We start from the raw sequence: 19948 nt of genomic DNA, 5'->3' as shown, positions 1-19948 counted from the left end.
ATCGGCAGGCCCGGCGGGATGCCGGGCCCCCGCCGCTAGGCGGGCGTACCTTGTGCTTGCTGCGTCCCACGCTCAGGCGTAGGGGTCGGTCTTCCGAGCGAGGAGCGCCATGCGGGCGGCCGCGCCGTAGCTGGCCTTCTCCTGCACCTTGGGCTTGCCCGTGGTGGGGTCTGTGCGGACGAAGAACTTGCGGAGCTCGTCCTGCTCGGCGAGCTTGCGCACTTCCTCGAAGTCCGCGTCCATGTGCCGTGCCAGCGAGCGCAGGCCCGCCGTGCTGTCGGGATACGCGGGCGTGTTGACCGGGGCCACATCGACGAGCTGCACGCGGAGCAGGGTCCGCATCGGGAACCCCTGGTCAGTGGTGCCCCACTCGTCCTCGATCGTGCGGAACGCGAAGCTCGACTTGCGGACGTCGCCGCGCTGGACGAGTTCGAGGATGTCCGCGCGCGCCTTCGGCGGGTCCACCTCGTAATCGAGGCCGGTCCCGTCCACCATGATCCGCAGTGTGCCGGACCCGGTGGAACCGAGCAGCATGTTGTCGTCGTGGTTGTAGCGCGCGATGACGTCCGGCCAGCCGTCGCCGCGGGACGCATTGAACGCGGCCGGGTCGACGACCTCGACGAACCCGCCAAGGTTGCTGCTCTGCCGGTTGAAGACGGCCGCGTACCCGCCGATGGTCTTCCGGTCTGCCTGGGCCCGCAGCTCGACGGGCACCTTGGTAAAGCGCCGCTCGGTGTCGGTCACCGGGGCCTCCTCACTCAGATGGGTTGCCGCCCGCCGGCTCTTCGTCGGGCTGGGATTCGGCCGCGGCCAGGAGCGCCACGGGCATATAGGTGTCGCCGTGCTGCCCAGGTGGCAGCGGCGACAGGTCCTCGATCGCACGGACTTCATCGCGGTTGCGCCAGCCGTCCCGCAGCGCAACGGAGTGGGCCTGGTAGCGGGTCGTCAGGTCGACGCGGATCATCGCGTCCACGTTGAAGCGGACGAACTCCTTGCCCGGCATGAGTGCGGACAGCTTGGCTTCCAGCCGGGCGAGCCACGGCCGCAGGGTGAAGCCGACGAAGTTGATCGCGTTCTGCTCGACGTTGGCGTATGTCATCGAGCCGCCGGAGTCGCCGCCCACCATCTCAGGGGGGACGCCGTAGATCGCGGCGATCTGCGACGCATTGAGCCGCATCGTCTCGATGAACTGCGACTCCTCGGGGCTAACTTTCAGCGCCTCGAAGTCCCAGTCACTGCCGAGCACCAGAGGCTTGCGGGCGCGGACTCGTGCGGACAGCCGGTCACTGATTTCCGCAGACTCGTCCGGCGTGATGGTCTTCGCCGAGTTCTTCAGCACGCTCGGCGGGGTGCCCCCATTGTCGAACCAGCTGAGGCCGTACTCGGTGGCGGAGAGGCCCACGCCGATGGTGTGAGCGAAGTACGCCACGGGGGACAGCCCGACGACCTTGCCGGGCATGACTACCCACGGGATGTGGACGATCTGCTCGCGCGGTACCTCGACGCCCTTCCAGTAGAAGATCGGCAGTGTCGGCCGGGACTCGTCGACCCACACGTCGTCGGGGCTCAGCCACTCGATCATCGTGGGAAATCCGAAGTCGTCCCGCTGCGTGATCAGCCCGTATGCGTTGCCACGCAGGGCGAGCGACACCACGCACTTGTGGATCCACTCGAAGAGGTTGTCGCGGGCGGCCGGCGCGAACAGCAGCGACGGCACGAACGTCAGCACCTCCCGCGAGGCGCCGTTCTTCCGGTACGTCTGCACCGGCAGGGAGGCGATCGAGTCGGCGAGGATCCGCACGCAGGCGAACAGCGGGATCAGCTGGAGCGCGCGGGCCGCCGCGGTGGATTGCGCCGATGCGCCGCCCCCGCTGAGCCAGGGCAGCGAGGTGATTGCCCGCTTGCTGACACCGCCCATCCAGCGGAACGGCGCGGCCAGAACGCGCCCCATGCGGCGCCAGCCGCCAGGCTCGGACGGCGGGGCGCCGCCCGGGTACCACACCCCATCGGGGCCGAGAGTCGGGCCCATCAGATCCCCCTCCTCACAGCACCGAGCTGAGTACGTCGTAGTCGTCGCGGACCAGCGGCCCGCGGGTGAGCAGCGCCCACCGCGCCTGCACCGCAGCTACGAGCGGCGACACATCTGACAGCGACTTACGCCGATCCAGGACCCATGCATCACCGACCGGCCGGGTCATCGCCCCGGACACCGCAGCAGTCAGCGGTGCCTGATTGATGTGCCGCACCGTGCCCTGCGTCATCGCGTCCGCCATCTGCCCGGACGCCTCCACCATGTCGCCGGTCCGCATCACCACCAGGTGGCCCGGGAGCGGGTGTTCCTTCTCGTCACCCTCGGGCGCCCGGATGCCGGCGGCCACCAGGTCATCGATCAGCGACGAGGACGGGGACCCGGACGCCGAGATCGCCACGGCCACCGGATCGTGCAGCTGCCGCAGCCGGACGAGCGCAGGAACCACCCAGTCCGTACCGGCCCGGCGGTCGATGACCTCGAGGTGCACCAGGCCGTCCGGCCGGAGCCCGGCCAGTGCGATCGTGGACGTGGTCCGGTCTTGTGACACCTCGACGGCCAGGGCCAGTTCGCTGCCGGGCCGGGACCGCTCATCGGCCAGCCCAGGCCACGCAGCTTTGGGCACGTTCGGGTCGCTCGGCGGCGCAGCCTTCCGGGTCCGGTTGAGGTAGGCCCGGTCGAACTCGCCCGGGTCCAACTTCTCCAGCTCTGAGCGGATGACCGCCTCAGTGACGGTGTAGCCGAGCGCGGGCAGGGTCGCCGCCCACGTGGCTGGATCGTCGCGCGGCATGTCATCCGGAGCGAACCACTCGAAGTAGGCGACGGACGGCCGGGGGCCGCCGTCCCACAGGGACTCGATGAGCTCGCGGCCGGCGGCGCGCTTCTTGTTCAGCCACACCGACTTCTCGGTGCCGCCGGCGGACGCCCACCAGAGCTGCGCCATCGGCCGGGTGAGCATGGCGGGGGAGAACGCTTGCTCCAGCCGGTCGTCCTCGTGGGCGAACGCCTCATCGATCACGCCGAGGTCGAGAGCCGGACCGTGTCCGGCCTTCTCAGTGTTCGAGGTGATGCCCAACTTCGAGCGCGTGCGCGTCCAGATGATCGCCTCGTTCCCGTTGCTCTTCCGCGGCCGGATCCGGGGCGCCAGCGACGAGCCCTCCATCGTGACGAGGAACTCGTCTTCCCAGCGCTGCCTGGCCATCGATCTCGTCTGCGCTGCGTACACCACGTTCTGCCGCTGCCACGCCGCGATGCGGTGCGTCATCAGCGCGAGGATCTGCTGCGTCTTGCCCTGCTGCCGCGGCACGGACAGGCCGACCTCGCGGTGCGCGAACAGCCCGGTCTCGGGGTTGATTTCCAGGCCGACGTCCAGGACGTACCGCTGCCATGGCATGGGTTCGAATCCGAGCGCCCGCATCACCTTGCAGGCTTGGGGGCCCAGGCTCGGCCACTCCGGGCGGCGGGGCGTGCCCCACAGCGGCGGGCAGTCCAGCCCGTACAGCTCGCGCAGCTGCTCGGCGAGCTCAGACGGGGGACGCCAGGTCTCCGAGCTCGTCCTCGTCGTCATCGGCGGCCCGTCCCTCCAGCAGCTGAGCCAGGGTCTGCCGAAGCTCGCGGGTCAACTGGGGCAGGGTCTTGCCGGTGTCCCCGGTCGGCACCGACGAGCCGCAGGTGTCGCACTCGCCAGAGGCCAGCACGTCAATGGAGTGGGCCAGCGTGTAGGCGACTTCGGCCAGGGACGGCTCAACGCCGTTGAGGTCGCCGAGCAGCTCGACATCGTCGCGGACGGTTGTCTCGACGGGGCCCACGGGCGCACCTCCAAGATCGTCCCGGTGGCATCCGGACCGGGGAGAGAAAAATAAAAGCTGGGCGCGGGGCTGGGAAGATGATCTTCCCAAAAAATCGGGCGAGCTCCTGACCTGCGGCTTTGTGATCATCGCGTTCATGCAGGTCAGAGACTTGCGATATTGCTACGCGTACCAGTCTCGTGAGGTCTTGAGCCCGCTGGTCAGCGGCTTGTTGCTCCGCTCCCCGTTGCAGTTCCGCCCGCAGGTCGGGCAGCGCTTCACCCCGTGGGCCGGCGCCTGGTTGTCGGGGTCGAGGGGGTCGCCGCCTCGGCTCACCGGTGTGAGGTGGTCGATGACGTCGGCGCCTGCGTGGCCGCAGATGTGGCAGACGTCGGACTCGGCGAGGAGGCGGGCGCGTTGCTTGCGGTAGGCGTAGGTGGTGAGGTCACGGCGCTTGGCCATGGCTCGCCTCCTCCGTTGGCAGGTTGCCGCCCGGGGCCCTCGTCCCGGGCGGCTGCACCCACGCCCATCCGCACCGGATGGTCTGGTGGCCCCGTCAGTAGGTGGGGCAGAGGTTGGTCTGTACGGCGGCGAGGATGAACGCGGCCTTGGTGGGGCCGAAGCCGTCCGGGTGGTTGGGGCCGATGAAGCGTCGGTTCGTGGACTCGACCCGCTTGGTCGGGTCCTTCTCGTCCTTCATGGACTGGCACTGGCTCAGGCCGCGGCTGATCGCCTTGTCATCCTTGCCGTTGACGATCTCAGGGTCGATCTTGTTGAGCGCGGCGAGGTAGATGGCGCGCTGCTCGGGGGCCGGGCTGGGCGGGATGCCGGCTGCGGCGGCCGCGGAGTTGAGCGCCTCGGGGGCAATGCTCTGCTGGGAAGTGGGCGTGGAGGCGGTGGGCTTCGCGTCGGGCTTGGGTTCGCTGGTCACGGTGGAGCAGCCGGTGAGGGCGAGGAGGCCGGCTGCGGCGAGCAGGGTGATGGCGTGGTGTGTGCGCATCGGGACAGCCTCGCTGCGCGGTGGCTTCCGCGGTGTGGTCGTGACTCACCTGTGACGTGCGAGAGCCCCGCACGGTGGCGGGGCTCTCTGAGGTCTTTATCCGGGCACGCCAGATGTGCCCTCACTGTTACACCTCTGGCTAATGCTGGTCAAGCGGCCTGAGGCATTAGGCGGGCCTGGAGTTCGTTGAGATCGACGAGGGTTCGGCCGGCCTTGTCGTGGCCGTGGTGGGTGAGGTGTCCGCGGTGGAGCCAGACGCGGATGGTGCCGGGTCGGATTCCTGTGGCGGCGTGGGCGGCGTAGGGGTCGACGAGGAGCGGCTCGGGCATGGCTCCAGTGTGGCTCAGAGGCGCAATCCGTAGGTACGGCAGTGAGCCTCGATCCGACCCTGGATTTCGGCGAGCCGCTCGCGTCCGCTCTCCTCGAGGCGCACGCTCATCTCGTCTGCCTCTTCCTCGGAGTAGCGGCCTGTGGCCACTTCTTCTTCGAGGTTCTCGCGGAACCAGTCGTGGTTTTTGTTGGCTTGCCGGTACTCGTCTTTGAGCTGTTCCAGCTTGACCATCTCGGGGCGGTCTTCGTCTGTTTCAAGGTCGTTCGTCACCGCGGCTCCTCCGGCTTGCGGGTGCCCGAGTGCACCCTGCACTGCTCATCCTGAGTGATCGCTTTCGGCGGCGGAAGGGCGTGTGTTCTCAGTGGCTGTGCGGCGGGTACCACCAGCCGCATATCTCGCAGTAGACGGTCGTGTGGGCGATCCCCAGCCTGTGGATGAGGGCGTGGATGTGGCGTCGCATCGGCTTGTCCTGGTGGTCTACGGCCCGTTCTACGGGCGGTCTACGGCCCCTTCCGGAGGGCGCTGACCTGCGTCTACATCTTCGGAAGGGGTTGACGGGGTTTCGCAGGGGAGTAGGGCTTCGATGTCGGTGGCCTTGATGCCGGACAGGCCCGTGACGGTGCCGATGCGGATCTTCTGGATGGGCACTCCGCAGTGCACGAGGAGCGCGCGGATCCGAGCGTCGTCGAGGTGCTGGCCCGCCGGATTGGAGCGGATGGCGCCGTACAGCTCCCGGAGGTGGATGCCGGGCCGGTCCCCTATGAGGTCGAGAAGCCCGTCGAGGAAGTCGGCTTGGAGCTCTTCGAGGTCGGGCGGGACGGGCCGCCCTGCGCGCCAGGCGGCGACGGTCAGGGCGGCCGCGGCGGCCGGTCCGGCGAAGGGGAGTTCCGAGAGCGCGTGGCCGGCGTGGCCCAGGGCGTAGGCCGTCGCCCCATAGCGGAGGGCGAGGCTGCCGATGGTGTCGCCGGCCAGGCGGCGGCCGAGCTCTCGGGCGATGGCCCGGCCGCCGTCGGTGAGTTGCTGGGCGTGGTCGGCCCGCCGGTGGAACCAGCACGGGCAGGGCGGCCCCGGCGCCTCACGGAGTGACGCGAGGTCGTCCGTGAGGTCGAGGGTGTCGTCCTCGGGCCCGATCACGTCAGGCGTTGCCGACGAAGGTGGCGAGCATTCCGCCGACGCTGCCGAAGAGGCCAGCGACCATCGTGCCGACTTGGGTGCCGGAGAGGGACAGGCCGAGGCCGAGGCAGACGAAGCCGGGGAGGAGGTGGAGCTTCTTGGTGTCCTTGCCGTGCTTGTGCATCTGCCAGGCCCAGCCGGCGAGGACGATGACGAGGAGGACGGAGATGGGCACGGAGCCGCTCTGTCCGGCGGGCGCGTTGGGGGCGGCCATGGTGTGTGCGCCGGCGGTGTCGATGGCGGCGAGCAGGTGCGTCTTCACGTGTGGGTCCTTCAGTACGAGAGGGCGACGATGGCGGTGGCGAGCGCGAGGGCGCCGAGGATCAGACGGGCGAGGAGCTTGTGGGCGCGGCTGCCGGTGGGCAGGAGGCGCAGGAGGGCGAGGGCGGCGGGGACGGTGAGCAGTCCCCAGTAGCCGAGCCCGTGGTAAGTGATCATGGATGTCCGCCCTGTGGCGCATCGGTGGATGGGGTGGCGCATGCCTGGCTCAGGCGGTGGCGCACGGGTAGTACTCGGCGAATGCGTCGGCCTGCGCCGCGAGTGCGTCAGCCGCGTTGCGGAGTGCGCCACACCAGCGCCGGGCGGTCTCGTCGTCGGTGATGGTGTGGCTGGGCCGGGCCTCGATGACGGCCTGAACTGCGGCGCTTGCCTGGCGCACCGCTTCCTCGGCTTGCGCCAGCCGGGCGGCGCGGCGCTGCGCCGGTGTCTCAGGTGGCGCTTCGACTGGCGCATCCGACTGGCGCAGGTCGCGGAGCACGGTGTCCTTGGAGACGCCGAGCTCGTCGGCGATCTGCCGGGAGGATGCGCCACTCTGCGCCAGCTGGCGCACCCTGGCGCGCCGGGTGGCTACCTCGGCCGGGCTGGTCATCGCTCACCTCCGTGAAGGAGGGCGTCGAGCTGGCCGGCGAGGGTCCGCAGGTGCACGGCGTGAACGGTGAGGGTGGCGGCGAGCTGCCGGAGTCCGGCAGGGTCGAGGGTGCGGGCGAAGCCGGCTTCCTCGACGTACAGGCCGGTCTCGCGGCTGCCGCTGCCGAAGGGGTACTGGGTGAGCATCGCCTTGAACAGTTGGTCGCCGTCGAAGCGGAAGGCGTGCTCGGGCCCGGTGTGGCTGAGGTCGGCCTGGTACTGAGGCAGGCGGGTGTCATGGCCGGCGCACCATGCCGGGCAGGTGAGGGTGAGCAGCCCGTGGTCGATGGTGGGCACCGTGATGGTGCGGGGGCTGGTCACGCGGTCACCCCCTGGGCGGCGAGGCGCAGCTGGGCGGCGTACTCGTCGCGGGTGACTCCGGCCCGGACCTGGGGGGCCCAGCCGAGGATCTGCTGCTCGGCCTCGTCGACGAGCGCCATGTCGTCGCCGAAGCGGGCGACGGCGAACTGGCGGGCGAGGAGGAGTCGGGAGGCCTCCCACATGGCGTGGGTGGGTCGGGCGCGGGCCAGATAGTCGGCAATGGCGACGAGGAGCTCGCGGCAGTCCTCGGTGGGGGTGGCGATGATCTCGCTCATCGGGCACCGCCGGACTGGGTGGCGCGGACGCGGCGGGGGGCTTCGTCGGGGTTCGGGTCGCTGTCGCCCGGGTGGTGGGTGCCGGCGGCGGTCAGACGCCTGCTGGGCATGGGGGCGGGGGCGGGCTGGTGAGCACGCGTCGTAAGCTTCGGCATAGCCGAGTCCTCCTGGTTAGGTCAGGACGTGCTGGGTTAGGGGGTCGGGCGACGCGCGCGCCTTCCGGGTGTTCCACCACCTGGAAGAGCTGTCGTCCGGCTCCCGCTCTATTCGGTTGTGTCGGGGCCCGTTCCACTTGGCCCGTTCTTCTTGATCGCCTTGTCGATGGCGTTCCAGCTCTTGCCCAGCGTCCGAGCCACTTCGGCTACGGATCCGAGTTCGGCCACGCCTTCGAGTAGGGCTTCTGCTCTGCGTTTGGCGGCTTGCGACACCTGGAATTGGAGCTGTTCCACCAGCTCGTCTTCCTGTCGGACGCGGTCCCGCCAGGGCTTCGCTTCCATCGCGCATAGCGTATCCAACCCAGGGTTAGATCGCAAGGTGATGGCGCTCAACTGTTGTGCTGCTTAGGAGCGTTGGCCTGAGCTTCGCGCACTGTCCGAATGGCGGCCCCGTAGTGGCGAATGCAGATCAGGGCCTCGCCGTCCGGGTCGATGGCCTCGCCGGTGCAGCGGTGGCCCCACCGGTCCGTCATCCGGCACGTCACGATGCGCTCTGCCATTGCCCCGCCTCCTGTTCGTCGTGCTCGATGAATGCGCGGAGGCCCTGCCAGGTGGCCGGTGGGAACGCGCACCCGCACCAGGAGCAGACGACCAGCTTGGCGCCGGGCTGGTAGCGCAGTACGGCCCCGCAGATCACGCCGCCGTCGTCGACCGCCGGGCAGGTGCCGACGCGGGTGCCGCGCTCGCTGCGGTCGGCAGGGTCGACGACGGAGGTGATGCCGCGCTCGAGGTCGCGTATCTCCTCGGCGAAGGTGCCGGCGTCCGGCCAGGACACCGCGATCCAGGGCATGTTCGCGGACAGTCCGTCGACGGCGGCGCGCAGCCGGGACTCCACCGACCCGACCGGCGTCACCGGCTGCATGCAGCGTGCGTCGCGGACCGCAGCCAGCCAGTCCTCGACCACGCCCACCACGCCGCCGGGCCCGCGGAGGCTGAGCACCACCTCGGAGACGGGCAGCGGGGCCGAAACGGCGGACGGGCGGCGGACGGTGCTGCCGCCGCTCCCCGGGGTGAGGAACGGCAGCAGCTCGTCGTACAGGCCCGGCAGGGAGGTCAGCCGTCCGACGGTGGCTTTCGTGCAGCCTGGGCAGAGGTAGCCGCCGGTGTCGTCGGGCTGTTCGCACAGCAGGCAGTCGGTCACGGCGTCTCCCCGCCTACGAGGATGCCGCGCCATCCGTCGGTCGCTCTGTACTTCAGAGCCCGGGTGGCGGTCGCCTCCGCGTATGCCTTGGTGCGGCAATTTTGCCGCGTGGTGCTGACGGCCAACGCGATCACGCAGAGCATGACGCCGAGCTGTGCGCCGGTGAGGAGCCAGCCCACTTCGGAAGCGGTCATTGGCGTTACCTCTCGTCCTGGTCGTCTCGGGCTAGAAGGGCGGTTCGTCGGAGGCGCCCCCGGCCGGCGCCGCGGCTGGGGGCGCCGACGGCTGGGCGGGCGCCTGCTGACTTCCCCAGCCGCCGCCCTGCTGCGTGGGCCGAGCTCCCGCCCAGCCGTCGGCGGCAGGTGCGGCCGACGGCTGGCCACCCGCGGTGTTCTTCGTGACGACGGCGCTGGCTCGAAGGAGCGACGGGCCGACCTCGTCGGCGTCGAGCTCGTACACGGTCCGCTTCACCTGCTCGCGGTCCTCGTAGGAGCGCTGCTTCAGGCGGCCCTGGACGATCACGCGCATGCCGCGGGCGAGGGTGGCGGCAGCGTTCTCAGCGGCCTGGCGCCAGACGGAGCAGGTGAGGAACAGGCTGTCGCCGTCCTCCCACTCGTTGGTGGTCTTGTTGAAGACGCGGGGGGTCGAGGCGACGCGGAACTTGCAGACGGCGGCGCCGGCGGGGGTGAAGCGGAGCTCGGGGTCGTCGACGAGGTTGCCGACGATGGTGATAACGGTCTCGCCTGCCATGGCGGACTCCTTCGGGTTCGGTGGTGAGGCTGTCGCTTTGGGGGATGTCGGTCAGGTGCCGTTGGCCCCGGTGATGTCTTCGACTACCTCGAGGTCAACCTCGGCGGCCCAGGCGCCGAGGGAGTGCATCGCCGTCTCGGGCAAGGTGGACGCAAGTCGTTCGCTGATGCCGCAAATGGCAGCCGCGGCGTATCCGGGGCCGACGGCTGCCAGCGTCGCCGCCAGAGCTTCTCGGTGCGCGACTTCCTCGTCGACGGCTCCCTGTGTGGCGTAGTGGTGGGCGATGCCGTAGGCCTCGGTGGCGCGATCGAGGAGGCGCCGATAGGCCAGGGCGGACATGGGGTTCGCCGGGTCGTCGACGAGGACCAGGAGCTGTTGTGTCGTAGTCATGGGGTCTCCCTCTCTGGGGTGGCGTACCGGCGGTAGTTGGCGGTGCGCAGCTTGGCGGCATTGCGGATGGCGACGCCGCGTTTGCGGGCGGCGGCACGGGCGGCGCGCTGCTTCTTGGCGAGCTCGGCGCGGGCCCGGGCGGCCGCGATCCGCTCGGCTATGACGTCGTCGACGTTCACGGCAGGAGCCGGAGCGGCGGCGGGCTGACTCGCACGCCGATCGACTCGGCGGGAGATCCGCGGTCGATGGCCTCACGGATCATGCGTGCGGTCCAGCGGACGCCGACCGGGAAGGTGTTCGCGCGGCCGTCGTCGGCCTGCACGGTGGGCAGTGCCTCGATCCGGTCGAGCTCGTCGAGGACGACCCTGTCGGTGTCGCGGCCGCCGCGGAGGCAGAACGGGCAGTCGCAGCTGTGGGTCTCGAACTCGACGGCGTGCTCGATCAGCTCGGACAGCGCGGCGCCGGCGGGCGCGGCAACCAGCCCGGCCCACTTGCCCTCGGCCCGTTCCTGCTCGACGGCCTGGCGGACGGCCTTGACGATGCTGTCGATCTCGTCGAGGCGGGCAGCGACGTGGTCCGGGTGCTCGGTCAGGTAGCCGCGGACCCGGGTGTCGCCGTAGTCGGACGCCACTGCGGCAGCGGCGACGGCGAAGCGGTACATGAAGTGCTCGGTCTCGGACATGTCCCTCTCCCTACACACAAAGTTGATTGAAAAGATTGGTGAGAATGGGGGTGACCAGGGGTTTTCGGGTGACGAAGATGGTGACGAGATTGGGGATCGGGGTGACGAGATTGGTGAGATTGGGGAGCCCATGTTCGTCACCAATCTCGTCAATCTCGTCAGCCCCACGTGCGTGAGACGTCGCAGGTCAGGCCCAATCTCACCAACGGCACCATGTACGTCAGGGCGTGTGTGGTGAGCTGGCGGGATCGCCCTCGTCGACCCACGCGGAGGGCAGGAACCAGTGCGAGGTCCGCTCCTTCCCGAACCCCTGCTGCCGCGACCGGATGGCCAGCTTCTTCTTGGCCCGGTCGACCGAGGAGTCGCTGAAGGTCTGGGCGCGAGCCGCCTTCTTGATCTCCCGCGCCTCGTCGGAGCCGCCCAGGTCGGTGAGGTAGCCCTGCAGCCACTCGACGACCTCGTTTGAGGACCCGTTGGTTTCGCCCGTGGTCTCGGCCCGCATGACCTCCCGCACGGACGTCGTCGACTCCGGCCCCAGTACGAACCGGGAGACGTAGGACGGCCCCTCGTCGGTGTCGACGGTCACCGGCTGGATCGTGTAGGCGTGGGACGGGAGGCCGAGCCGGCCGAGGTTGTTCTTCTCGAGGCTCATGACGAACTCCTCGGTGCCGTCCTCGCCTTCCTGCTTGGCGAAGGCGATCAGGGACCGGATCATCTGTCCGAATGCGCCGGAGCCCGCAACCCTGCTCAGGGGATCCGAGCCACCAGCCTTCGTGAAGTGCGCGAGACCGAGGATCGTGAAGCCGTACCGGTCTGCCGCCGCCACCAGGGGCTCCAGCGCAGACCGGACCTCGGCTGCCCGGTAGTCGTTGATGCTGCTGTCGATCATCGACAGCAGCGGGTCGGCGACCAGCAGCGCGACGCTGTACTCCTCAGCCGCCTTCCCCATGAGCGAGATGTCCTTGGGCAAGGTGAGCCGCGCGTGCAGCTCCTCGTCGTCGGCCACGTCGACACGGAAGACGCGGTCCATGTCCGCGCCGGCCGCGACCAGCCGGGGCGCGATGGTGTACGACCACGAGTCCTCGGTGGCCGCGTAGATCACGCCGCGGGGCTTGCCGTACAGCTCGCCCGGGAGGGTGCCCGTAGTGATCCGGGCGGTCACCCAGCCAGCGAACTGTGACTTGCCCAGGCCCGGCCCCCCGGCAGCGATGCCGAGGGAGTTGAGCGGGATGCGGCCGTGAGAGGTAGGCGGGGCCTCGGCCGGGGTCGTGTCCCAGAGCCAGCGGACGGGCTTGATGCGGATGGTGGACGCCGGAGTGAGGATCAGTCGGCGGGCCGCGGTCGGCTCGGGCTGATCCGCCGGCGCCTCGGACGGCGGTTCCTCCTCGCCCCAGAACCGGGCCGCGGCTTCGTCGAAGTCGGTGGCCGTCACGCCGCCGCCCGAGTCTTGTCGGACGGACGGCGGCCGGCGCTCTGGATGGTGGCGAGCACTTCCCGCTCGTCCAGGCCGACCGAGCACCCGGCCGACATGAGCGCGGTCTCGGCCTCGTACAGGTCGAGGAACCCCTGGGCCGCGGTCTCCTGGGCGCGGCAAGCGGCGAAGTACAGGCTCCTGTTGCGGTTGCCGTCGGCCGAGTCCATGACGTGCTGCACGAGGTTCTCGACGGTCCAGTGCTTGCCCGGTCGGCGGATGCCGGACAGGGACGGCTGTCGGCGGGCCTGGCCGGGGATCTGCGGGCGCTCCTTCCGGGGGAGCAGGGCGCTCGGCCAGGCGACCGTCGGCAGGTAGAAGCGGCCGTCGCCGTACCAGCGGTACCGGGCGCCGGAGGAGTGGAGGGAGGGCGCCAGCACGATGTAGTTGTTGTGCTTGAACTCCACCCCGGGGAAGGGCTCGCCGGGGAGGTCGAAGCCGGGGGACAGGTACAGGATGTGGAGGCCGTCGCCGCCGGTGATCTGCATGGCCGTGCCGGGCAGGACGCCTACGCGCTGCTCAATGCCGCGGAGGGACAGGTGGCCGCCGTGCCGGGGGTCGATGTCGAGGACTGCCCAGCCGTTCAGCTTGCAGGGGGCGCCGATGTTGGCGTCGGGCTCCTCGGTCCACCAGCGGCGGATCAGGTCCGCGTCGGTGGTCGCCGACCAGAAGCCGTGACAGGTCGGCACCCCGCACTGACAGTCCTCGGGACGGTGCTTGATGTAGGCGCTGCTCTTGATGTCGCAGCGGGAACAGTTGGCGTAGGGCGCCTTGTCGCGCCGGACGCGGAAGACCTTGACGCCGATGGAGGCGTAGGCCAGGGCGGCATCCAGCGGAGCCGGGGGGATCTTGATGCCGACGTTCACGAACGTGCTCTTCTCTCCGAGCTGGGTTGGGGTCCGTGAAGGGCGGGCGCACCGGGTACGCCCGCCCGTACCGTCAGGCGCTATTCCGCAGGAGCGCGGCGCTGACGTCGTCGGTCATGGCGGTGATGGCGTCGTGCCAGCGGCGGGCGGCCGCGCGGACGCAGGCCGGGCTGGGCTGCTCCTCGAGGTCGGCCCGCACCGAGTTGAGGGTGATCTCGATGCGGGCTCGCTGGGCGTTCACCCGCTGCCGCAGCTCGATCTCGTCGGCGGTGTAGCCGTCCTGCAGCGCGTCGAGGTCGACGGGCTGTGTGACGGGCCAGTCGCCCGGGTGCGTCGTCATGCTGCTGCCTCCTGGCGATTGGCCTGCTGGAAGATGCCGCGCAGTCGCGCGCGCTGGATGTCTGTGAGCGGAGGGGCGGCCGCGGCGATGGCGTCGATGCGCGCCCAGTAGGCGGCGTTGCGGTCCGGGTCCGGGTCTCGGACCGGGCGGTCGGCGGCGGCCGGAGCCGTCTGGGTGCCGGTCACTGCCCGTCCTCGTTGCGGTCGAGGACGGCGAGGGTGAAGTCGAAGACGGTGTCAGGGTCGCCGCTCTGGACGACCAGGTGCGCGAGGCCGTCGAGGAAGCGGGCAACGGCCGGCTCGGCGTCCTGCTTGGCCTCGGCGATGTTCACCAGCGCGCGGATGACCTTGGGGGTCAGCGCCGATTGGGCCTGAATGCTGAGTGTGCAGTCGGTGGCGGTCACGCCTGCTCCTCCGTCTTCGGCGTGCGGGGCTGGTTCATGACGCGGTGCAGGTGCCGGAGCCCGTCGAGGAACGTGTCGAGGCTGTCGATGGCGCGGCCGAGGGTGTCCTGGTCGAAGGACAGGCCGTCGTTGTCGCCAGCCCAGATGAAGGCGCTGGCCTTGTAGTCGATGAGGTTCTCGTCGCTGCCGAGTTCGGCGCGCAGGCGCAGCACCTCGTGCCCGTCGGTGAGCTCGGCGGTGTACGCGGGGCCGCGGTGCTCGGTGAGTACGGCGCCGTCTTCGTAGCGGTGGGGGATGCACTTGTCGACGTGGCACCAGGGGTGGTGGCCGGCCTGTGCGGGCGGTGTGGCGGCGAGGGCTTCGGCCGCTTCGCGAGCCAAGGTCAGCGGCGCGCCGGTGACGATGTGGTTGATGACGAGGCTGAGGCAGTCGAAGAAGGGGCGGACGACGTGCGTGTCCTGCTCCTCCACTGCCGTCGCGGCGGCCTGGTGAACCTGGCCGCTCGCCACGGCCAGCACGGCCTCGTCGATGACGGCTTGACCGGCGCCGGACTCGGTGAGGGCCTGCCGGACGGTGGCCAGAAGCGGACCGCCCAGCTGGCCGGGCTCCGTCTTGGTGGCCTGCGGCTGGTCTGCAATGATGGTCATTGAGCGTGTCCCTATCTCTGCTGCTACGCGGTGTGGGTGACGTGCTCGCTCGAAGCCGTTGCGGTTGCCTCCGCGGCGGCTTCGCTGTTGTCGGCGTTCAGGCTGTCCAGCCATGCGTCCACGTGGACTCGACGGGCGCGAAGGTGCTTGCCGACCCGGGTCCATGTGGGGCCCAACCCACGGCACTTCCAGCCGTAGATCGTGGACTTGGGGATCTGGAGCTCGTCGGCCAGATCGTCGACGGTGACCCACGTGTGATCACACCGGCCCACCTCGCCCGCGCTCCGCACCAGCTCATCAGTTGGCATCAGTTGCCGTCCTCCAGAGTTTGGTTTCTGACGCTGCAAACGATCCCCCTGTTGGGTTGCGGATGTCAAGCGTTCGCATCTGGACGCTCCATGCCTCGCGTCTGGCGCCAAACGCTGCAAGCCGCCTACGGTGAGGGCATGACTAAGGACGGCAAGCCACGGCCACTAGCGGCCATCGTTGGTGAGCGGCTGCGACTGCTTCGCGCAGAGAAGGACCTCCGCCAGGACGACGTCGCGGAGGCAGCGAAGCACTTCGGCCTGACGTGGGGTAGGAGCAGTGTCGCCGCGCTGGAAGGCGGAAACAGGGACCTGAAATTCGAGGAGCTAGCCCTGCTGCCATCCATCGTCAAACGACTTGGCGGCTGGAGTCAGCCTCTACTTCCACCGGATGAGCAGGTTCTACTTGGGGAGTCGGTCTGGATCGAGGCGCACCGCCTTGGCCCGGCCATTACAACCCTCACCTTTGGCGACCCCTTCGGCGGTGCGTCTGCGGCGGAAGCCACTGCTGACAGCGATGAGTTTTTTGAGCTCGGGGCAATTGAAGGCGAATCCCCAGAAGACCCCTTCGAGACGCTGAAGGATGCGTCGCGGAGAGTCACGTTTTACAACCACCTACTCGCGACGTTGTGGCCGACTAAAGCGCACCTAAGTGGGGCTACCAACAAATTCCTGGGCAGTGAGCTGTCTCGCCGTCTAGCTGAGCGGTTGACCTCGCCTGACGACACGCTGCCGGTCGACCATGTGCTGGTCGAAACAATTGCGACGGGTATGTGGGGAAAGAGCGTCACGGAAGAGCGGGATAGTCGCGCTGCGCAACGAGGGGAGTATGAAACAAAGCGCGCCCTTCAGAGCGCGCGAGGGCATGTGACCCGTGAAATCTTGGACGAGCTGCAGGGCGAGCTCAATTTGAAGTGGTCGGAAATCTCCCGCAAGTACAAGGAGCTATGCGATGCAATGGTCGGGGAGGCGGAGCTGAAGGCGTGGCGCGAAAAGGTCTACACGACAGAGATTGAAAGGGATCTGAGCGCGGCATATGAGGCGCTTGCTGATCGGCCTCGGAAGAGGTCTCTCTTCAGTCGCGGAAAGCACCGGTCGTGATTATGTGCTTCCGGGGCCCCGCCTCCAGTCGAACTTGACGGCGTCGTAATCGAAGCGCCCGCCGTCGGGCAGCGGGCCGAGCCTCGGAGGCGTCAGCGTCACGGTGACGAGCGTGCGCAGGACGCCGCGCTGCTCCTCCAAGGGCAGGGCGTGCCAGGCCTTCCCCACGTCCTTCGCGCCGACGAGCTTCACCAGCGGGTCCTTCACTGCAGCCCGCGACATCTGTTGCTGAACACCATCCAGCTGAGCGCGGGCGACGTCCGAGCCCTCAGTGAACTGCTGCATGTCGATCTGCCCCGACCCGAACAGGGCGGCCAGGTCGGTGAGGCGCCGGCGGATCTGCTCGCTCTCCACCTGCAGAGCGGCGACGTTCACGTCCGACGGGCCGGGCAGCAGCAGGTCGGCAGCGTCCGGCCGGGACAGCCGGGCAATGACCGTGTCCTGCACGTACTCGTCGACCTTCGCCGCCTGGCGGCCGCCACCATGCGCGGTCTTGCACCGGTAGCTCGGGTACCGCCGGCCGCCCGACTGGGTCACGTACACGGTCTCGGTGCACTCGCCGCGGCCGCACCGGTACAGGAGGGATCCCAGCCACTTCGGCTGAGCGCCAGGAGTGGTCCGCCGGTTCGGGTCCATGAGGACGGCGACGACGGCGCGATGCTTCTCCTCCGGAACGATCGCCGCCCAGCTGCCCGGCCCGATCTCCTCGCCCCTGTAGATGGCGATGCCGGCGTTCCGTGCGCGCATCAGCATCTCGCGGCCTTCCGTGTGCCCGATCGGGTTGCCGCGCGTTGTGGTCAGTCCCTTGTCGGCGAGCCACCGGACCCAGCCCTTGATGGTGCCGCCCGACAGGATCATGTCGATGCCGGTCTCGATGGCTGCGGCTTCTTCGGGGACGAGCTGGTCCATGTCGAGGACGGGCACCTCGATCTCCTCACCCGTCGCCCGGTCGACCTTCTTCCGCGTCTCGCCGGTGGGCATGCCCCACCCGAACGGCCTAATGCCCCCGCCCCACTTTCCGGCCTTTGCCTTCTGGAGCCGGGCGCGCGACACGCGCTCTGCCTTGTGCTCGGACTCGTGGCGGGCGACAGCGCCATGGATACGAGCGGTCATGCGCCCCGACGAGGTCGACAGGTCGAGGTCGCCAGCCTGCACGGTGTGGGTATCCACGCCGCGGCGCTGGCTGATGTCGATGTACTCCTCCAGCTCCGTGGGGGAGCGGTGCAGCCGGTCGGTGTGCCAGGAGACGACGACCGTGGCCACGCCCTGCTCGAGGTCGTCGAGCATGCGTCGGTAGTTGGGTCGCCGCTTGCCGGAGTAGGCCGAGATGTCGTTGTCGACGTAGGTCTCGACGACGTCCCAGCCCTTGCTCGCGGCGAGGGCCTCACAGTCTTCCCGCTGACGGTCGACGCCGAGGTGGGCGCCGGTGCGGTCCTGCGAGATGCGGACGTAGATGACGGCGCGGATCAGCTGGCCAGCTGTGGGCCGGATGGGCTTCATCGCCCAAGTCTGGCACCACTGGGGTGTCTTAGTCAGGGGTTCGGGAAGACCACCCTGCTCAGTGCCCTGTTGGGGCTGGTCGGCCCCGGCGAGCGGATCGTCCTCGCGGAGGATTCGGCCGAGCTGCGGCCCGACCATCCGCATGTGGTGCGCCTGGAGAGCCGACCGGCCAACCAGGAGGGGGCGGGCCTGGTCACCCTGGCGGATCTGGTCCGGCAGGCGCTGCGGATGAGGCCGGACCGGCTTGTCGTCGGCGAGGTCCGGGGCGCCGAAGTGGCCGATCTCCTGGCGGCTTTGAACACGGGCCACGAAGGGGGTTGTGGCACGGTCCATGCGAATGCCGCCGCGCATGTGCCGGCCCGGCTGGAGGCGCTGGGGACGGCGGCCGGGCTCGACCGGGCTGCCCTGCACAGCCAGTTGGCGGCCGCGCTGACCTTGGTGGTCCATCTGGTCCGGGACCGGGCCGGGCGGCGCCGGGTGGCCGAGGTGCATGTGCTGGAGCGGGATGCCGCCGGGCTGGTGGTCACCGTACCGGCGCTGCGCTGGTCCGCGAGGGGGTTCGCGCGGGAGCGGGGCTGGGAGCGGCTGCGTCCGCTGCTGCGGGGTGCGCGGTGAACGGCGCGGCCGCGGTGCCGGTGCCGCTGTTCGCCGGGGTGCTGTGCGCCGGGACGGCCGCCTGGGCCCTGGCCGGGGGAGACCGGGTGTCCCGGCGGGCCCGGGTGGTGCTGGCCGGGGTCGGGCCCGTGGTGCCCCAAGGCCAGCTGCGCCGCGAGCGGCTGGTGATCGCCGTACGGGTACGGGCCGCACGGTGGCGGGAGTGGTCCTGCCTCGGGGCCGGGCTCGTGGTCGCGCTGCTGGGCGGGTCGGCGATCCCGCTGGTGCTGGGTGCGGCCGCGGTGCCGCTGGTGCGGCGGTGGCTGCGGGTCCGGCAGCGGGAGCGGGAGCGCGGTGCACGGGCCGCCGAGGTGATCGCGCTGTGCGGGGCCGCGGTGGGCGAGCTCCGGTCGGGCGCCCAGCCCGGGCAGGCGCTGACGGCGGCGATGCGGCGGACGGTCGCGGGCCCCGGTGGGCCGGGCGCCGCCGAGGCGGGGGTGCTGGCCGCCGCGGCGTTCGGCGGGGATGTTCCGGCGGCGTTGCGGCAGGCGTCACGGGAGCCCGGCGCGGAAGGGCTGGCCGGGATGGCCGCCTGCTGGCGGATCTCGGTGGACGGAGGTGCGGGGCTCGCCGCCGGACTGGACCGGCTGGAGGGGGCGTTGCGGGCCGAGCGGGACCGGCAGGAGTCGCTGCGGGCCCAGCTGGCGGGGGCCCGATCGACGACGGCGGTGCTCGCCCTGCTGCCGCTGGTCGGCCTGCTGATCGGCACCGGGCTCGGGGCGGATCCGCTCCGCGTGCTGCTGCACACCCCGGTCGGGTGGGGCTGCCTGCTGGCGGGCGGGGTGCTGGAGGCGCTGGGGCTGCTGTGGTGCCGACGGATCGTACGGGCGGGGGAGCGGTGATGGGGGGCTTCGCGATCCACAGGCTGGGGATGGCGTTGTGCGTCGCGGCGGCGGTGCTGTGCACGGCTTCGGCGGTGGCGGCGCAGCTCCGGGCGCGGGCGGCCCGGCGCAGGATCGCCGCGCTGCTGTCGGCGGAACCGGGGCGGCGGGCACCGGTGTTCGGGTCCGCGATACGGGCGGCGGTGGCCGCATGGGCCGGCCCGGCCGGGGCGCTGCTGGCGGCCTGGGTGCTGGTCGGCGGGCTGCCGGGGGTGCTGGCCGGCTGCGGTGTGGCGATCGGGGTGTGGCGCTGGCTGCGGCGGGCGCGGCCGCCGGCCGGGGTGGATCCGCAGGAGGTGGAGCGCCAGCTGCCGTTCGCAGCCGATCTGTTGGCCGCCTGCCTGGCGGCCGGTGCGGCGCCGGTGGAGGCCGCGGAGGTGGTGGGCGAGTCGCTGGGCGGCCCGGTGGGCGAGCGGCTGGCGCTGGCCGGGGCGGAGCTGCGGCTCGGCGGCGAACCGGGGGATGCGTGGGGGAGGTTGGCGGAGATACCGGGTGCCCGGGCGCTCGCGGAATGCCTGGAGCGGGCCGCCCGGACGGGGGCTCCGGCCGCGGAGCCGGTCTCCCGCCTTGCGACGGCCCTCCGGGAGGACCGGGCCCGGCAGGCCGGAGCCCGTGCCCAGCGGGCGGCGGTGCTCGTCACCGCTCCGGTGGGGCTGTGTTTCCTCCCCGCGTTTCTCGCGGTCGGAGTGGCCCCGGTGGTGATCGGAATGGCCTCCGGTCTCCTCAGGGGCACCTGAAGTCACTGCATGAACTCGGACCTCAACTCCGGGCCTGAAATCA

At 70.3% G+C, this 19948-nt stretch carries 34 protein-coding genes and 1 pseudogene; 4 read left to right on the top strand and 31 right to left on the bottom strand.

Annotated elements, in window-relative coordinates; all coding sequences use genetic code 11:
* Positions 1-72: 72 nt before the first annotated feature.
* From OHT74_RS17690 to OHT74_RS17545, 30 genes are all read right to left on the bottom strand, one after another.
* The gene (locus OHT74_RS17690) at positions 73-744 is read right to left on the bottom strand and encodes an HK97 family phage prohead protease (RefSeq protein WP_328620718.1); all 672 of its coding nucleotides are present in this window, start codon (positions 742-744) and stop codon (positions 73-75) included.
* 10 nt (positions 745-754) lie between these two features.
* The gene (locus OHT74_RS17685; RefSeq protein WP_328620717.1) at positions 755-2029 is read right to left on the bottom strand and encodes a phage portal protein; all 1275 of its coding nucleotides are present in this window, start codon (positions 2027-2029) and stop codon (positions 755-757) included.
* 13 nt (positions 2030-2042) lie between these two features.
* Positions 2043-3596, bottom strand: a complete 1554-nt coding sequence (locus OHT74_RS17680) for a terminase large subunit domain-containing protein (RefSeq protein WP_328620716.1) — start codon at positions 3594-3596, stop codon at positions 2043-2045.
* A complete protein-coding gene (locus OHT74_RS17675; protein ID WP_328620715.1) occupies positions 3553-3837 on the bottom strand; it encodes a hypothetical protein in 285 nt (94 codons plus the stop codon). Before OHT74_RS17675 ends, OHT74_RS17680 begins: the two co-directional genes overlap by 44 nt.
* Positions 3838-3999: 162 nt before the next feature.
* A complete protein-coding gene (locus OHT74_RS17670; protein ID WP_328620714.1) occupies positions 4000-4278 on the bottom strand; it encodes an HNH endonuclease in 279 nt (92 codons plus the stop codon).
* Between the two features lie 94 nt (positions 4279-4372).
* Positions 4373-4816, bottom strand: a complete 444-nt coding sequence (locus OHT74_RS17665; RefSeq protein ID WP_328620713.1) for a DUF732 domain-containing protein — start codon at positions 4814-4816, stop codon at positions 4373-4375.
* 149 nt (positions 4817-4965) lie between these two features.
* The gene (locus tag OHT74_RS17660; RefSeq protein ID WP_328620712.1) at positions 4966-5145 is read right to left on the bottom strand and encodes a hypothetical protein; all 180 of its coding nucleotides are present in this window, start codon (positions 5143-5145) and stop codon (positions 4966-4968) included.
* Between the two features lie 14 nt (positions 5146-5159).
* Entirely contained in the window at positions 5160-5417 is a 258-nt protein-coding gene (locus OHT74_RS17655) for a hypothetical protein (protein WP_328620711.1), read from the bottom strand.
* A gap of 219 nt (positions 5418-5636) precedes the next feature.
* The gene (locus OHT74_RS17650; RefSeq protein ID WP_328620710.1) at positions 5637-6281 is read right to left on the bottom strand and encodes a hypothetical protein; all 645 of its coding nucleotides are present in this window, start codon (positions 6279-6281) and stop codon (positions 5637-5639) included.
* Between the two features lies 1 nt (position 6282).
* Entirely contained in the window at positions 6283-6582 is a 300-nt protein-coding gene (locus tag OHT74_RS17645) for a hypothetical protein (protein ID WP_328620709.1), read from the bottom strand.
* A gap of 11 nt (positions 6583-6593) precedes the next feature.
* Positions 6594-6758 carry a hypothetical protein gene (locus OHT74_RS17640; RefSeq protein ID WP_328620708.1) on the bottom strand — a complete coding sequence of 55 codons (165 nt, stop codon included), beginning with the start codon at positions 6756-6758 and terminating at the stop codon, positions 6594-6596.
* Between the two features lie 49 nt (positions 6759-6807).
* Positions 6808-7188 (bottom strand): hypothetical protein, encoded by a 381-nt coding sequence (locus OHT74_RS17635; protein WP_328620707.1) that lies wholly within the window; start codon positions 7186-7188, stop codon positions 6808-6810.
* On the bottom strand, positions 7185-7547 hold the full coding sequence (locus tag OHT74_RS17630; RefSeq protein WP_328620706.1) for a DUF6907 domain-containing protein: 363 nt from the start codon (positions 7545-7547) through the stop codon (positions 7185-7187). Before OHT74_RS17630 ends, OHT74_RS17635 begins: the two co-directional genes overlap by 4 nt.
* The gene (locus tag OHT74_RS17625) at positions 7544-7822 is read right to left on the bottom strand and encodes a hypothetical protein (protein ID WP_328620705.1); all 279 of its coding nucleotides are present in this window, start codon (positions 7820-7822) and stop codon (positions 7544-7546) included. The genes OHT74_RS17630 and OHT74_RS17625 overlap by 4 nt, the downstream gene beginning before the upstream one ends.
* Positions 7819-7977, bottom strand: coding sequence for a hypothetical protein (locus OHT74_RS17620; RefSeq protein ID WP_328620704.1), 159 nt, complete (start codon positions 7975-7977; stop codon positions 7819-7821). Before OHT74_RS17620 ends, OHT74_RS17625 begins: the two co-directional genes overlap by 4 nt.
* Positions 7978-8085: 108 nt before the next feature.
* On the bottom strand, positions 8086-8319 hold the full coding sequence (locus OHT74_RS17615; RefSeq protein ID WP_328620703.1) for a hypothetical protein: 234 nt from the start codon (positions 8317-8319) through the stop codon (positions 8086-8088).
* Positions 8320-8366: 47 nt separating this feature from the next.
* A complete protein-coding gene (locus OHT74_RS17610; protein WP_328620702.1) occupies positions 8367-8537 on the bottom strand; it encodes a hypothetical protein in 171 nt (56 codons plus the stop codon).
* On the bottom strand, positions 8519-9178 hold the full coding sequence (locus tag OHT74_RS17605; RefSeq protein WP_328620701.1) for a hypothetical protein: 660 nt from the start codon (positions 9176-9178) through the stop codon (positions 8519-8521). Before OHT74_RS17605 ends, OHT74_RS17610 begins: the two co-directional genes overlap by 19 nt.
* Complete coding sequence (locus OHT74_RS17600; protein ID WP_328620700.1) at positions 9175-9372, bottom strand: hypothetical protein; 198 nt, start codon at positions 9370-9372, stop codon at positions 9175-9177. Before OHT74_RS17600 ends, OHT74_RS17605 begins: the two co-directional genes overlap by 4 nt.
* A gap of 31 nt (positions 9373-9403) precedes the next feature.
* Positions 9404-9928 carry a single-stranded DNA-binding protein gene (locus tag OHT74_RS17595; RefSeq protein WP_328620699.1) on the bottom strand — a complete coding sequence of 175 codons (525 nt, stop codon included), beginning with the start codon at positions 9926-9928 and terminating at the stop codon, positions 9404-9406.
* 51 nt (positions 9929-9979) lie between these two features.
* Positions 9980-10318, bottom strand: coding sequence for a hypothetical protein (locus OHT74_RS17590; RefSeq protein WP_328620698.1), 339 nt, complete (start codon positions 10316-10318; stop codon positions 9980-9982).
* Positions 10315-10497 carry a hypothetical protein gene (locus OHT74_RS17585; protein WP_328620697.1) on the bottom strand — a complete coding sequence of 61 codons (183 nt, stop codon included), beginning with the start codon at positions 10495-10497 and terminating at the stop codon, positions 10315-10317. Before OHT74_RS17585 ends, OHT74_RS17590 begins: the two co-directional genes overlap by 4 nt.
* Positions 10494-11000 (bottom strand): hypothetical protein, encoded by a 507-nt coding sequence (locus OHT74_RS17580; RefSeq protein ID WP_328620696.1) that lies wholly within the window; start codon positions 10998-11000, stop codon positions 10494-10496. The genes OHT74_RS17585 and OHT74_RS17580 overlap by 4 nt, the downstream gene beginning before the upstream one ends.
* A 220-nt stretch (positions 11001-11220) precedes the next feature.
* Positions 11221-12432: an AAA family ATPase gene (locus OHT74_RS17575; protein WP_328620695.1), complete on the bottom strand. Its 1212-nt coding sequence runs from the start codon at positions 12430-12432 to the stop codon at positions 11221-11223.
* Complete coding sequence (locus tag OHT74_RS17570; RefSeq protein WP_328620694.1) at positions 12429-13337, bottom strand: bifunctional DNA primase/polymerase; 909 nt, start codon at positions 13335-13337, stop codon at positions 12429-12431. Before OHT74_RS17570 ends, OHT74_RS17575 begins: the two co-directional genes overlap by 4 nt.
* A gap of 73 nt (positions 13338-13410) precedes the next feature.
* On the bottom strand, positions 13411-13677 hold the full coding sequence (locus OHT74_RS17565) for a hypothetical protein (RefSeq protein WP_328620693.1): 267 nt from the start codon (positions 13675-13677) through the stop codon (positions 13411-13413).
* Complete coding sequence (locus OHT74_RS17560; RefSeq protein ID WP_328620692.1) at positions 13674-13862, bottom strand: hypothetical protein; 189 nt, start codon at positions 13860-13862, stop codon at positions 13674-13676. The genes OHT74_RS17565 and OHT74_RS17560 overlap by 4 nt, the downstream gene beginning before the upstream one ends.
* Positions 13859-14080, bottom strand: a complete 222-nt coding sequence (locus OHT74_RS17555) for a hypothetical protein (RefSeq protein WP_328620691.1) — start codon at positions 14078-14080, stop codon at positions 13859-13861. Before OHT74_RS17555 ends, OHT74_RS17560 begins: the two co-directional genes overlap by 4 nt.
* On the bottom strand, positions 14077-14727 hold the full coding sequence (locus OHT74_RS17550) for a DUF6907 domain-containing protein (RefSeq protein ID WP_328620690.1): 651 nt from the start codon (positions 14725-14727) through the stop codon (positions 14077-14079). Before OHT74_RS17550 ends, OHT74_RS17555 begins: the two co-directional genes overlap by 4 nt.
* Positions 14728-14750: 23 nt before the next feature.
* Positions 14751-15035 carry a helix-turn-helix domain-containing protein gene (locus OHT74_RS17545; protein ID WP_328620689.1) on the bottom strand — a complete coding sequence of 95 codons (285 nt, stop codon included), beginning with the start codon at positions 15033-15035 and terminating at the stop codon, positions 14751-14753.
* A gap of 138 nt (positions 15036-15173) precedes the next feature.
* Between OHT74_RS17545 and OHT74_RS17540 the strand changes: the two genes are divergently transcribed.
* Positions 15174-16133, top strand: coding sequence for a helix-turn-helix domain-containing protein (locus OHT74_RS17540; protein ID WP_328620688.1), 960 nt, complete (start codon positions 15174-15176; stop codon positions 16131-16133).
* On the opposite strand, the gene OHT74_RS17535 is transcribed toward OHT74_RS17540, so the two are convergent.
* Positions 16134-17633, bottom strand: a complete 1500-nt coding sequence (locus tag OHT74_RS17535) for a recombinase family protein (RefSeq protein WP_328620687.1) — start codon at positions 17631-17633, stop codon at positions 16134-16136.
* 36 nt (positions 17634-17669) lie between these two features.
* Here OHT74_RS17535 and OHT74_RS17530 point away from each other — a divergent pair.
* The 3 genes and pseudogenes from OHT74_RS17530 to OHT74_RS17520 all read left to right on the top strand — a co-directional run.
* Positions 17670-18248: pseudogene (locus OHT74_RS17530) on the top strand (CpaF family protein); the annotation flags it as partial.
* Entirely contained in the window at positions 18245-19129 is an 885-nt protein-coding gene (locus OHT74_RS17525) for a type II secretion system F family protein (RefSeq protein ID WP_328620686.1), read from the top strand. The pseudogene OHT74_RS17530 and the gene OHT74_RS17525, both read left to right, overlap by 4 nt.
* Entirely contained in the window at positions 19129-19905 is a 777-nt protein-coding gene (locus OHT74_RS17520) for a type II secretion system F family protein (protein ID WP_328620685.1), read from the top strand. Before OHT74_RS17525 ends, OHT74_RS17520 begins: the two co-directional genes overlap by 1 nt.
* The last annotated feature ends 43 nt before the right edge of the window (positions 19906-19948 follow it).

The organism is Streptomyces sp. NBC_00354 (assembly GCF_036106915.1).
GTDB lineage: Bacteria > Actinomycetota > Actinomycetes > Streptomycetales > Streptomycetaceae > Streptomyces.
The sequence above is the reverse complement of the archived record's forward strand: the minus strand, read 5'-3'. Positions and strand labels throughout refer to the sequence as shown.